Annotated in this window: 11 protein-coding genes; 10 read left to right on the forward strand and 1 reads right to left on the reverse strand. The window is 67.6% G+C overall.

The features are described 5' to 3' along the window. Positions 1-27: 27 nt before the first annotated feature. The 9 genes from atpA (at position 28) to RIN18_RS00265 (ending at position 10,879) form a co-directional block, all read left to right on the forward strand. Positions 28-1,668: a F0F1 ATP synthase subunit alpha gene (gene atpA / locus RIN18_RS00225; protein ID WP_309101921.1), complete on the forward strand. Its 1,641-nt coding sequence runs from the start codon at positions 28-30 to the stop codon at positions 1,666-1,668. A 19-nt stretch (positions 1,669-1,687) separates the two neighbouring features. Next, complete coding sequence (locus tag RIN18_RS00230) at positions 1,688-2,587, forward strand: F0F1 ATP synthase subunit gamma (protein WP_309101922.1); 900 nt, start codon at positions 1,688-1,690, stop codon at positions 2,585-2,587. 22 nt (positions 2,588-2,609) lie between these two features. Then, entirely contained in the window at positions 2,610-4,064 is a 1,455-nt protein-coding gene (atpD, locus tag RIN18_RS00235) for a F0F1 ATP synthase subunit beta (RefSeq protein WP_309101923.1), read from the forward strand. Positions 4,065-4,066: 2 nt separating this feature from the next. Continuing rightward, positions 4,067-4,327, forward strand: coding sequence for a F0F1 ATP synthase subunit epsilon (locus RIN18_RS00240; protein ID WP_309101924.1), 261 nt, complete (start codon positions 4,067-4,069; stop codon positions 4,325-4,327). 125 nt (positions 4,328-4,452) lie between these two features. Next, positions 4,453-5,208, forward strand: a complete 756-nt coding sequence (locus tag RIN18_RS00245; protein WP_309101925.1) for a peroxide stress protein YaaA — start codon at positions 4,453-4,455, stop codon at positions 5,206-5,208. 132 nt (positions 5,209-5,340) lie between these two features. After that, the gene (locus RIN18_RS00250) at positions 5,341-6,096 is read left to right on the forward strand and encodes a large exoprotein (RefSeq protein WP_309102115.1); all 756 of its coding nucleotides are present in this window, start codon (positions 5,341-5,343) and stop codon (positions 6,094-6,096) included. Between the two features lie 105 nt (positions 6,097-6,201). Next, complete coding sequence (locus tag RIN18_RS00255; protein ID WP_309101926.1) at positions 6,202-7,179, forward strand: aldo/keto reductase; 978 nt, start codon at positions 6,202-6,204, stop codon at positions 7,177-7,179. Between the two features lie 84 nt (positions 7,180-7,263). Beyond that, on the forward strand, positions 7,264-8,070 hold the full coding sequence (locus RIN18_RS00260) for a protein phosphatase 2C domain-containing protein (RefSeq protein ID WP_309101927.1): 807 nt from the start codon (positions 7,264-7,266) through the stop codon (positions 8,068-8,070). 58 nt (positions 8,071-8,128) lie between these two features. Continuing rightward, complete coding sequence (locus RIN18_RS00265) at positions 8,129-10,879, forward strand: FtsK/SpoIIIE domain-containing protein (protein ID WP_309101928.1); 2,751 nt, start codon at positions 8,129-8,131, stop codon at positions 10,877-10,879. A 10-nt stretch (positions 10,880-10,889) separates the two neighbouring features. Here RIN18_RS00265 and RIN18_RS00270 read toward each other — a convergent pair whose 3' ends face one another. After that, positions 10,890-11,885, reverse strand: a complete 996-nt coding sequence (locus tag RIN18_RS00270) for an asparaginase (protein ID WP_309101929.1) — start codon at positions 11,883-11,885, stop codon at positions 10,890-10,892. Between the two features lie 86 nt (positions 11,886-11,971). Here RIN18_RS00270 and RIN18_RS00275 point away from each other — a divergent pair, with 86 nt between their 5' ends. Continuing rightward, positions 11,972-12,469, forward strand: coding sequence for an OsmC family protein (locus RIN18_RS00275; RefSeq protein ID WP_309101930.1), 498 nt, complete (start codon positions 11,972-11,974; stop codon positions 12,467-12,469).

Genomic DNA, 12,469 nt, shown 5'->3' on the forward strand with positions numbered 1-12,469 from the left:
AGACTCTCTCAATACAAAGGGAAGACAATGGCAGAACTATCGATCAGCCCCGACGTCATCCGTGACGCGCTGAAGGACTTCGCCGCGGCATACGAGCCCACCGGGGCGGCGGCGACCGAGGTCGGCACCGTCATCGACGCAGCCGACGGCATCGCGCACGTCGAAGGACTGCCCGGTGTGATGGCGAACGAACTCGTCACGTTCGCTGACGGCACCAAGGGTCTCGCGCTGAACCTCGACGAGCACCAGATCGGCGTCGTCGTCCTCGGCGACTTCAACGGCATCGAGGCCGGCATGGAGGTCACCCGCACCGGCGAGGTCCTCTCGGTTCCGGTCGGCGACGGCTATCTCGGCCGCGTGGTCGACCCGCTCGGCAACCCGATCGACGGCCTCGGCGCCATCGAGACCGAGGCTGTTCGCGCTCTCGAGCTGCAGGCGCCCGGCGTCATGCAGCGCAAGTCGGTTCACGAGCCGATGCAGACCGGCATCAAGGCCATCGACGCGATGATCCCGGTCGGCCGGGGTCAGCGTCAGCTGATCATCGGCGACCGCCAGACCGGCAAGACCGCCCTGGCGATCGACACGATCATCAACCAGAGGGCCAACTGGGAGTCGGGCGACGTCAACAAGCAGGTGCGTTGCATCTACGTCGCCATCGGTCAGAAGGGCTCGACCATCGCGGGTGTGCGCGGCGCGCTCGAAGAGGCCGGCGCCATGGAGTACACGACCATCGTCGCCGCGCCGGCATCCGACCCCGCCGGCTTCAAGTACCTCGCCCCGTACACGGGCTCGGCCATCGGCCAGCACTGGATGTACGGCGGCAAGCACGTCCTCATCATCTTCGACGACCTGTCCAAGCAGGCCGAGGCGTACCGCGCCGTGTCGCTGCTCCTTCGCCGTCCGCCGGGCCGCGAGGCCTACCCGGGTGACGTCTTCTACCTGCACTCCCGTCTGCTGGAGCGTTGCGCGAAGCTCTCCGACGAGCTCGGTGCGGGATCGATGACCGGTCTGCCGATCATCGAGACCAAGGCCAACGACGTCTCGGCGTACATCCCGACCAACGTGATCTCCATCACCGACGGCCAGATCTTCCTGCAGTCCGACCTCTTCAACGCCAACCAGCGTCCTGCGGTGGATGTGGGTATCTCGGTGTCGCGAGTCGGTGGTGACGCGCAGGTCAAGTCGATCAAGAAGGTCTCCGGAACGCTGAAGCTGGAGCTTGCGCAGTACCGGTCGCTCGAGGCGTTCGCGATGTTCGCCTCGGACCTCGACGCCGCATCTCGCCGTCAGCTGTCGCGAGGCGCGCGCCTGACCGAGCTCCTCAAGCAGCCGCAGTACTCGCCGTATCCGGTTGAGGAGCAGGTCGTCTCGATCTGGGCGGGAACCAACGGCAAGCTCGACACGATCGAGGTCGAGGACGTGCTGCGCTTCGAGCGCGAGCTGCTCGATTATCTGCGTCGCAACACGAAGGTGCTCGACACGCTGCGTGAGACCAATGTCCTCGACGATGACACGGTCGCGGAGCTGAACAAGCAGACGGACGCGTTCATCCTGGAGTTCCAGGGTGGCAAGGGCCACGCCATCGGCGCCCCCGGCCACGAGGAGCACGCCGCCGCCGAGGCGGAGGACGTCAACCAGGAGAAGATCGTCAAGGGTCGTCGCGCGTAACCGCGTGAGGTACTGATCAATGGGCGCTCAACTCAGGGTCTACAAGCAGAAGATCAGTTCTGCTCAGACGACCAAGAAGATCACGAAGGCGATGGAGCTCATCGCGGCTTCGCGCATTCAGAAGGCGATGGCGCGCGTCAAGGCGTCCACTCCCTTCGCGCGAGCCGTGACGAGGGCCGTGTCGGCCGTCGCGACGCACTCGAACGTCGACCACCCGCTCACCCGCGAACCGGAGAAGATCACCCGCTCGGCGGTCGTCATCTTCTCGTCGGACCGCGGTCTCGCGGGCGCGTTCAACTCTCAGATCCTCCGCGAGGGTCTGGAGGTCGCCGAACTCGTGCGCGAGCAGGGCCGGGAGCCGGTGTTCTACCTCGTCGGACGCAAGGCGGTCGGTTACTTCCAGTTCCGTCGCATCGCCGCTGCGGCCGAGTGGACCGGTGACACCGACACGCCGTCGTTCCACACGGCGGAGGAGATCGCACAGAAGCTGCTCGAGGACTTCTCCCGCGGTGGCGACGACGGCGGGGTCGACGAGATCCACCTCGTATACAACCGCTTCGTCAGCATGATGACGCAGTCGCCGGAGTCGGTGCGCCTGCTTCCGCTCGAGATCGCGGAAGCCGACGAGTCGGAAGCGGGGAGCACGGTCTACCCGCTCTACGAGTTCGAGCCGGATGCCGCGACCGTGCTGGACGCGATCCTGCCGGTGTACATCCAGAGCCGCGTCTTCAACGCCCTCCTGCAGTCGTCCGCTGCGAAGCAGGCCGCGACGCAGAAGGCGATGAAGTCGGCCAGCGACAACGCCGACAAGCTCATCACCGACTACACCCGCCTGCGCAACAACGCGCGTCAGGCCGAGATCACGCAGCAGATCGCAGAGATCGTCGGCGGCGCCGACGCCCTCTCATCGAGCAAGTAAACCTCAGGAAAGAGACGAAGAAATGACCCCCACCGCAACGGCTGACCAGCCCGCGACCGCGGTCGTCGGGCGCGTCGCACGCGTCAACGGTCCGGTTGTCGACATCGAGTTCCCACACGACTCGATTCCCGAAATCTACAACGCGCTGAAGACCACGATCACCATCGGCGAGGAGTCGACCGAGATCACGCTCGAGGTCGCGCAGCACCTCGGCGACGACCTTGTCCGCGCCATCGCTCTGAAGCCGACCGACGGCCTCGTGCGCGGCCAGGAGGTGCGCGACACGGGCGAGGCCATCTCCGTGCCCGTCGGCGACATCACCAAGGGCAAGGTCTTCAACGTGATCGGCGAGGTCCTCAACGGCGAGCCCGGTGAGGTCATCGAGGTCACCGAGCGCTGGCCGATCCACCGCAAGGCGCCGAACTTCGACCAGCTGGAGTCCAAGACCCAGATGTTCGAGACCGGCATCAAGTCGATCGACCTGCTCACCCCATACGTCCTGGGTGGGAAGATCGGACTGTTCGGTGGAGCCGGCGTCGGAAAGACCGTTCTCATCCAGGAGATGATCCAGCGCGTCGCGCAGGACCACGGTGGTGTGTCGGTGTTCGCCGGTGTCGGTGAGCGCACCCGTGAGGGCAACGACCTCATCCACGAGATGGAAGAGGCCGGCGTCTTCGACAAGACCGCGCTCGTCTTCGGCCAGATGGACGAGCCGCCGGGGACGCGTCTGCGCGTCGCGCTGTCGGCACTGACGATGGCGGAGTACTTCCGCGATGTCCAGAAGCAGGACGTGCTGCTGTTCATCGACAACATCTTCCGCTTCACGCAGGCCGGTTCCGAGGTCTCCACGCTGCTGGGCCGCATGCCTTCCGCGGTGGGCTACCAGCCGAACCTCGCCGATGAGATGGGTCTCCTCCAGGAGCGCATCACGTCGACGCGCGGTCACTCCATCACCTCGCTGCAGGCGATCTACGTGCCGGCCGATGATTACACCGACCCGGCGCCCGCGACCACCTTCGCGCACCTCGACGCGACCACCGAGCTCTCTCGTGAGATCGCCTCGAAGGGTCTGTACCCGGCAATCGACCCGCTGACCTCGACGTCGCGCATCATGGACCCGCGTTACCTGGGCGAGGACCACTACCGCGTCGCCACCACGGTCAAGCAGATCCTCCAGAAGAACAAGGAGCTGCAGGAGATCATCGCCATCCTCGGTGTCGACGAGCTCTCCGAGGAAGACAAGATCGTCGTGTCGAGGGCGCGTCGCATCCAGCAGTTCCTCTCGCAGAACACCTACATGGCGAAGAAGTTCACGAGCGTCGAGGGTTCGACCGTTCCGTTGAAGGACACCATCGAGTCGTTCGATGCGATCACCCGCGGTGACTTCGACCACGTCGCGGAGCAGGCCTTCTTCAACGTCGGCGGCATCGGAGATGTCGAAGAGAAGTGGGCCCAGATCCAGAAGGAGAACGGCTGACCATGGCGCTGCACGTCAGCCTCGTCTCCGCCGATGCGGAGGTCTGGACGGGAGAAGCGAGCCTTGTGGTCGCGAAGACCGTCGAGGGCGAGATCGGGTTCATGACCGGCCACGAGCCGGTGCTGGCCATCCTCGCCGAGGGTCAGGTCCGGATCACTCAGACCGACGGATCCAAGGTGCTGGCGAACGCGCAGGACGGATTCCTCTCCATGGAGGGGAACAATCTGACGATCGTCGCCGGCAACGCAGCTCTCATCGCGTAACAACCGTACGAGCGCCCAACGACCCGTATAGCGGTCGTTGGGCGCTTTGCGCGCTCCGGATCGCGCGCCGTGTGACGACCACGAGACCGATTCCGACAGCCGAGTGAGTGGAGTGAGTCCCGGGAATGAAGATCCTGCTGCCGCCGTCAGAGACCAAGCGGTCGGGCGGCTCCGGCGCACCGCTGGATCTGCCGGGCCTCGCGCTGCCCTCGCTGTACGACGAGCGACAGGCCATCGTGGACGCGCTCATCAGGCTCGCCGATGACGAGGAAGCGTCCCGCAGGGTGCTCAAGCTGAGCGACCGCCAGCTCGAGGACATTCTTCACAACCGGATGCTGTGCACCGCCGCCACGATGCCAGCCGTCGATCGCTACACCGGCGTGCTGTTCGACGCGCTCGACGCTGCGAGCCTGCCGCCGGCACCCCGCCGCTGGCTCGGAGCACACGTCTGGATCCACTCCGCGCCTTTCGGACCGGTGGGAGCCCTCGACCGCATCCCGGCGTACCGGCTCGCCGCCGGCACCTCGTTGCCGGGTGTGCCGGCGCTGCGTCGCCACTGGGCCGAGGCCACGTCCGCTGCCATAGCCGCCGAACGGCCGGGCTTCGTGCTCGACCTCCGCAGTGAGGCGTATGTCGCGCTGGGACCGATCGCCACGACGGTGACGTCCGCATACATCCGTGTGGTCACGGACGACGGCGAATCCTCCCGCGCGCTGAATCACTTCAACAAGAGGTCCAAGGGAGAGCTGGTTCGCGCACTCGCCGAGGATCGCCCGCGCATTCGCTCCCTCCGAGGACTGCTCGACTGGTCGACACCGCGCGGCATCATCCTCCGCCCGACGGTGACCACCGGAGTCATCGAACTCGTGGTCCGGGACTGAACACTCCGGCGACATCTCTTCGCGTGTGCGATTGATGATCGATTCGCGCGGCCGCTAGCATTGCGTTGCGGAGCTGACGCTCCGTGACGGGGGACGAGATGCGTCTCCCGAGACCAAAGAAATGTGAGTCTCATGGGTTACGACGACTACGGCGCAGGCTACATCGGCCTCCTGCTTGCATACTCCTTCGTGATCTTTCTGATCGCGGTCGCTGGCTACGTCCTGGGTTCTCTCTTCTACATGAAGATCTTCCAGAAGGCGGGCGTGCAGGGAGGCTGGCGAGCATGGGTCCCCGTCTACAACATGATGGTGTTCTTCAAGCTCGGCGACCTGAGCCCGTGGCTCGTCCTCTACGGAGTCGGCGGCGCACTGCTGCTGAGCTGGATCGGCATCGGCGTCATCTTCTCGATCGGGCTCGCCGTACTTTCCGCCATCGCGGCATGGCGCATCGGACTCAAGCTGCAGAAGGACGCGGTCTGGGTCGTCCTGTACGTTCTGCTGAGCATCGTGTGGCTGGGCATCAACGCGTTCGACAAGTCGCGCTGGAACCCGAACATCCCCCCGGCACCATGGGGCGGAAATGCTTTCCTCGCTGATCGCACGGTCTGGCAGGGCGTTCCCTCGCAGCCGTCGGCCGCCGCCGCGCCTCAGGGCTACGGCGCCGCACCTCAGGGGTACGCCCCGCCTGCACCGCAGGGGTACACCCCTCCGGCGCAGCCCGGCTACGCTCCTCCCGCGCAGCCCGGATACACGCCTCCGGCAGCACCGACGACGGGTGGCGCCCCTGGAGTCCCGCCGGTTCCGCCGTCGACTCCGCCGGCACCTCCCGCCGCTCCGCCGGCCGCGCCTCCGGCACCTCCCGCCGGTCCCACGCCGCCGCCGGCGTGATGATGTGAACATCAGGGCCCTCGACCGAGAGGTCGGGGGCTCTGTCGTTCCGGGGCACGGAGCGTACGCTGCGATCCACTTCATCGGCTCGGGTAGCGTGGAGACATGGTCATGTCCTATCGCCGGGTCGGCGCTTCCGGTCTCCTCGTCTCACCCACAGGCCTCGGCTGCAACAACTTCGGCCGAGCCGGTACCGCGACCGAGACGCTCGCCGGTACCCGTGAAGTCCTCGATGCGGCCATCGCCAACGGCATCACCCTTCTCGACACCGCCGACATGTACGGTGCGGTGGCCGGAACCAGCGAGGAGCTCATGGGTGAGGCGCTGGAGGGTCGCCGTGATCGAGTCGTCCTCGCGACCAAGTTCGGGCACGACCGCGACATGGGATACGACTTCCCCGCGGCGCGAGGCTCTCGGCGGTACGTGCGCCGCGCCGTCGAGGAGTCGCTGCGTCGGCTTCGCACCGACTGGATCGACCTCTACCAGCTGCACCTGCCGGATCCGGAGACGCCGATCGTCGAAACGATCGACGCGCTGGACGAGCTCGTGCGAGAGGGGAAGATCCGCTACTACGGGCACTCCAACTTCACCGGATGGCAGATCGCCGAAGCCGAGTTCACTTCGCGGGCCCGGGGGAGCGGGCGATTCATCTCGGCACAGAACCATTACTCGCTGCTGGCCCGAGCCGCAGAGCGCGAGGTGATCCCCGCGGCCGAACGATACGGGCTCGGCCTCCTCCCTTACTTTCCGCTCCACAACGGACTGTTGACCGGGAAGTTCACGCGGGAGGGCGGGCCGGCGTCGAGCCGAATCATGTCGACGCGCAAGCATCTCTGGGAGAACGCTCCGTGGGACGCACTCGACAAGTTCCGCGTGTTCTGCGCCGATCGGGACATCACCATGCTTCAGGCCGCGTTCGGCTGGATGCTCGCGCAGCCCGCGGTTTCGAGCGTCATCGCCGGCGCGACATCGGCATCGCAGGTCGAGGCGAACGCCGCCGCCGGCACGGCGTGGAGCCCGACTGCGGAGGATCTCGCTCTCATCGACGAGCTGTTCCCGCTCCCCGCAGATCCGGGCGCCTGACTGTGAGCGCGAGAGCGCGTTCCACTACGATGTGTGAGTATCCTGCGCTCGCCCGACTGGTTGCAGGCATTTCGGAGGACCCACGTGGCTGAGACGACAACCCAGACGCGCATGATCACGGTCGCGGACCGCGAACTGCAGCTCTCCTGGGCCGGTGCCACGGATCAGGGACGCCGTCGAGACAGCAATCAGGATGCCTTTCTCGCCGAGTTCCCGCTCTTCATCGTTGCGGACGGCATGGGAGGCCACGCCGGCGGTGAGATCGCCAGCCGGAGCACCATCGGTCGCCTGCAGTCGATGCTGGTCGACGGGCCGATCGCGCGTGACGCCATCGAGCGCGCACTCGAGCTCGCCGTCGGTGACATCGCGGCTCACCCCGAGACGACCGACGAAGGGACCGGAACCACGCTCACCGGGGTGTATCTCGACGTCGACGACCACGAGCCGCACTGGGTCACGCTGAACATCGGAGACTCCCGCGTCTACCTCCTGCGCGATGACCGGCTCGTCCAGGTGACCACCGATCACTCCGTCGTCCAGGAGCTGATCGCGGCGGGCAAGCTCTCCCCGGAGGAAGCCGAAGGGCACCCCTACAGCAATGTGATCACGCGAGCGGTCGGGGCGAGCGAGCTGACCGCGCCGGACTACATCATGATCGACGTGCGTCCCGGTGACCGCTTCGTCATCTGCTCCGACGGCCTCACCAAGGAGCTCACCGACTACGGCATCCAGCACTTCCTCCGCGAACACAGCGACCCCGGGTCCGCTGTCGATGCGATGATGGCGGCGGCGCTCGAGAACGGTGGCCGAGACAACGTGACACTCATCGTCGTTCAGGCGGAACCGGATTGGGACGACTCGTCCTCCACAACAACCGAGACCGTCGAATAGGGACGAATCGCTGTGGACAGCGTCCGCTGACACCTCGGCCGCTGGTCGAATGGCCGGCATGGATACGCAGTCGATCGCGCTCCCGCCCTCACCGGTGCCCACGAGGCGCCCGCCCGTGCCGTTCCTCGCGGCCGTCGTCCCGATCGTCGCCGGCACCGTGCTCTGGATGGTCACGGGGTCGCTGTTCGCACTGTGCTTCGCCGCTCTCGGACCTCTGATGCTCGTCGCGTCCCTCCTCGACGGGATGCGCGGCCGGCGGCGGGATCGTCGAGACGCCGAAGCTGCGGCCGAGCAGGGGTGGGCGGAAGCGGAGGAAGACCTCGACCGCCGACGGCGTGAGCTCAGGGAACGGCTCGACCACCGTCATCCCGACGCCGCCCATTGTGTCCTCCAGCCGCCGCTGCGCGGTCCGGAAGGACCGAGTTCCGACACGGAGGTCGTCGTCGGTCGTGGCGCCGTCCAGAGCGGCATCCGCACCAGCGGCGGTGAAGGCGACCGTGCTCGCGCATTTCAGGCGCGCAGCGCAGAACTGGGCGACGCGCCGGTCACCGCTCTTCTCGGCAAGGGCGTGTGCCTGCGTGGTCCGGCCCCGATAGTCTCGGCCGCTGCCCGCGCCCTCGTCGTGCAACTGTGCATGCGCTTCAGTCCTGCTCAACTCGCTCTCGTCGGCGATCTCCCCGATGAGGCGCTGAGCGCGTTCCCGCACGTTCGCACGGCTCGTCGCGGAGCCTTCCGTCTCGGCGTCGCGGCGGTCGGCTCTGGCAGAAACGATGCGGACGCCGTGCTCTGGCTCGCCGCGTCGAACGCCGATGTGCCCGAGGGGGTGACGACCGTCATCGACTGCACGGAGCCGCGGCGGGCGACGCTGCGCACGCCGAGCGGGCTACGGCAGATCGCGGTGGAGTGCCTCTCGGCTGCGCAGACCGAGCTCATCGCGCGGCACAGCGCCGAGCACGTCGAGCACCTCGACATCGTTCCGGATGCGGTGGCGCTGCACGAGCTGGAACAGCGGCATTCGATGAGGGGCCTGCCGGCGGTGATCGGCAAGGGTGAGCAGGGCGACGTCACGCTCGACATCGTCCACGACGGTCCTCACGCGATCGTCACGGGAACCACGGGGACCGGTAAGAGCGAGCTCCTCGTCACCTGGGTGACAGCACTCGCGCAGCACAACAGCCCGGAGACTGTGACGTTCGTGCTCGCGGACTTCAAGGGTGGTACGGCCTTCGAGCCGCTCCGCGACCTGCCCCAGGTGGCCGCGGTGATCACCGATCTCGACGAAGCAGGCGCTCGACGTGGCGTCTCGAGCCTGACCTCTGAGCTCCGTCGGCGCGAGGCGCTGCTGGCAGCAGCCGGTGCCCGCGACATCAGCGACGTCGCGGAACCCCGGCTGGTGATCGTGGTCGACGAGTTCGCCGCCCTGCTGCAGGAACATCCCGATCTTGCAGCCGTGTTCACCGATGTGGCGGCACGCGGTCGGGCGCTCGGCATGCATCTGATCCTCGGAACCCAGCGCGCCTCCGGTGTGATCAGGGACGCGCTGGCCGCGAACTGTCCGCTGCGGATCAGTCTGCGCGTCGGCGATGCGGCCGACAGCCGGCTCGTCCTCGGAACGGATGCGGCAGCCGAACTCCCCGGTGGCGCGAGCTCGCGGGGGCTGGCGCTTGTTCGTCGCCCCCAGGACAGCGACCCGGCCGCTGTCCGCGTCGCTCTGACCGGAGCAGCCGACCTTCGGGGAACGGGGCTCCGATGGGCCGGGGCACGCCGGCTGCAGAGTCCCTGGTTGGCGCCGCTGCCGCGAATGCTCCCACTTGCTGAACTGGAGACCGGGCCGACCACGACGGGCGTGCTCGTTCTCGGTCTTGCGGACGAGCCGGAACGGCAGTCACAGCCGCTCGAGGTGGTGCGCGTCGGCCAGGATCGCGGTCTCGCGGTCCTCGGTGGCACGGGCTCCGGTAAGACCGCCGTCCTCCGCGCGCTCGCCGCGCAGCGACAGGACGCGCTGTGGATACCGGATGACGCCGAGCAGGCCTGGGACGCCGTCACGGAACTGGCTGAGCACGGCGTCGCCCCCGGGACGCTGGTGCTCTGCGACGACCTCGACCGGCTGCTGGCCGACCTTCCGCTTGATCACGCCCAGCAGTTCGCGCAGCGCTGGGACCAGATCGTGCGGGCTGGGGCAGGGTCCACCGTCGTGCTGACGGCGGCGAGAGCAGCAGGACCGGTGGCTCGACTGATCGACGCACTGCCGGTCAGAGCACTGCTGCAGATGCCGAGCAGGCTCGAGCACCTCGTCGCCGGAGGAGAGTCTTCGTCCTACGAGCGGGGGAGACTGCCCGGACGCGCGCGCGTCGGGGAGCGAGAGGTACAGGTGGCGTGGGTCCCGGAGGACTCGATCGCAACGGCGCAGCGGTACGCCTCTGACGCCATGGATGAAACGGTCGGGGCATGGTCGCCGGACGCGCCCGTCACCGGAATCGTCAGCGCCGGAGTGGGCGGTGTCGTCTCCGCGATCGGTGAGGCCTATCCGTGGTGCGATGTGGTGCTCGCCAGCGGCGAGGTGGCGCGCTCATCCCGGCCGCTCATCGTCGTCGGCGATGGCGAGACCTGGCAGCGAAGCTGGGGCCTGTGGCAGCGGATCCGTGCCGAGGGCGAGATTCTCGTCCGCGCGGAGTGCCAGAGCGAACTCCGGCAGCTCGCGGGCGTTCGCGAGGTGCCGCCGTTCGCCAGGATCCACGCAGGTCGAGCGTGGTCCCTCCGCGACGCGAGGGGGCCACGACGGGTCCTGGTGCCCGCCCTGGCGAGATGAGCGAACGCCGTCAGATGCCGACGCCGGTGCGGATCACGCCGACCTCGCGTCCGCCACCGAGGACTGCCAGCGGCAGTGCCTCGGCGAGGCGCTCGACATCGCCGTCCTGGAGTGCGCCCGCCCTGGCGAGGAGAGTCGCCGCGACCACGGTGGCCGCGCGGGCGCCGCCGTCGAGCATCTTGAGCGCGACCGTCGTGCCGTCGGGTGCGACCATCACCATGAAGCCTTCGGCACCGCCCTTGGCGAAGACGCCGAGGGTCTCGATCGCCACGGTGTCAGGGCGACCCGGACCCTCGATGGTCCACGGGTGCTCACGGACGGCTTTGACCAGCGAACCGGCGACGCGGTGCAGTGCGAACGGAGACCGATCCGATGCGCTGCCGATGCGATGGATGGCTCGCGCGATGCCGGTGAGGGTCAGCGCGTACACGGGGGCCCCGCAGCCGTCGATGGCGGTGTGGGCGACCTTCTCGCCGGTGAGGCGTTCGATGACATCTCGGATGTGCGCCTGCAGCGGATGAGCGGCGTCCAGGTAACCCCGTGTCGGCCACCCCGTCGCGACGCACGCACGGAGCATGGCGGCGTGCTTGCCCGAGCAGTTCATCCGGATTCTCGCCGGCTCGCCGTGCTCACGCACCATGTCATCGCGAGCGGCCGTGTCGCTGGGCCATGCGGCGGGGCATGCCAGGTCGTCCTCGGTCAGGCCTCCCTCGGTGAGCATGTCGCGGATGGTCGCCGCGTGACGATCGGTGCCGGTGTGACTGGCCGTCGCGAGCGCCAGCTGCTCTCCCTCGAGCACGGCGCCGGCCGTGATGCACGCCACGGCCTGCAACGGCTTCAGGCTCGAGCGCGGGAGGACCAGCGCGTCGACGTTGCCGTGGCGCGCGACGATGTCGCCGTCCGGCGACAGCACGACCGCCGCCCCGGCGTGGCGGGACTCGACGAATCCACTCCGCTCGACGACGGCGAGTTCAACGGCATCCTGAACGGTGAGAGTCTCCAGCACCCGACAAGCCTAACGAATAGGGTGGCCGCCCTCCGGAGCGTGCTGTCGAGGGCCCTCGTGTCACACCTGACTGGCAGACTGTCGGCATGTCCGATCAGACCTCCGGTCGCCGTCTCGGCGACCATCACTACGAGCTCACCGCCACTTGGACGGGAAATCTGGGCAGAGGCACGTCCGGGTACCGGGAGTACGCAAGGGACGTGACGGTCGCGGCCGTCGGCAAGCCGGAGATCCTGGCGTCTGCTGACAAGCCGTTCCGTGGAGATCCCGGTCGATGGAATCCCGAAGACCTGCTGCTGGCCTCGCTGTCCGAGTGTCACCTGCTCTCCTACCTGCACGCGTGCGTGACCGCCGGCGTCGTCGTGCTGTCGTACACCGACCGCGCGACGGGCCTCATGCGCGAGAACGGCGCGGGCGGCGGAGCGTTCGTCGAGGTCGTCCTGCACCCCGAGGTGGTCGTGGCAGAGTCATCGATGATCGACGCCGCCGAACGCGCCCACGCGCAGGCGAACGAGTGGTGCTTCATCGCGAACTCCGTGAACTTCCAGGTGCGGCACGAGGCGACGGTCACCGCGAAGGACTGA

Origin of the sequence: Microbacterium sp., from assembly GCF_031179285.1 — a bacterium.
GTDB lineage: Bacteria > Actinomycetota > Actinomycetes > Actinomycetales > Microbacteriaceae > Microbacterium.

What these genes read in the sequence shown, in the direction of transcription:
- atpA (WP_309101921.1), top strand. Translation starts at nt 28, where the DNA reads ATGGCAGAACTATCGATCAGCCCCGACGTCATCCGTGACGCGCTGAAG.
- RIN18_RS00230 (WP_309101922.1), top strand. Translation starts at nt 1,688, where the DNA reads ATGGGCGCTCAACTCAGGGTCTACAAGCAGAAGATCAGTTCTGCTCAG.
- atpD (WP_309101923.1), top strand. Translation starts at nt 2,610, where the DNA reads ATGACCCCCACCGCAACGGCTGACCAGCCCGCGACCGCGGTCGTCGGG.
- RIN18_RS00240 (WP_309101924.1), top strand. Translation starts at nt 4,067, where the DNA reads ATGGCGCTGCACGTCAGCCTCGTCTCCGCCGATGCGGAGGTCTGGACG.
- RIN18_RS00245 (WP_309101925.1), top strand. Translation starts at nt 4,453, where the DNA reads ATGAAGATCCTGCTGCCGCCGTCAGAGACCAAGCGGTCGGGCGGCTCC.
- RIN18_RS00250 (WP_309102115.1), top strand. Translation starts at nt 5,341, where the DNA reads ATGGGTTACGACGACTACGGCGCAGGCTACATCGGCCTCCTGCTTGCA.
- RIN18_RS00255 (WP_309101926.1), top strand. Translation starts at nt 6,202, where the DNA reads ATGGTCATGTCCTATCGCCGGGTCGGCGCTTCCGGTCTCCTCGTCTCA.
- RIN18_RS00265 (WP_309101928.1), top strand. Translation starts at nt 8,129, where the DNA reads ATGGATACGCAGTCGATCGCGCTCCCGCCCTCACCGGTGCCCACGAGG.
- RIN18_RS00275 (WP_309101930.1), top strand. Translation starts at nt 11,972, where the DNA reads ATGTCCGATCAGACCTCCGGTCGCCGTCTCGGCGACCATCACTACGAG.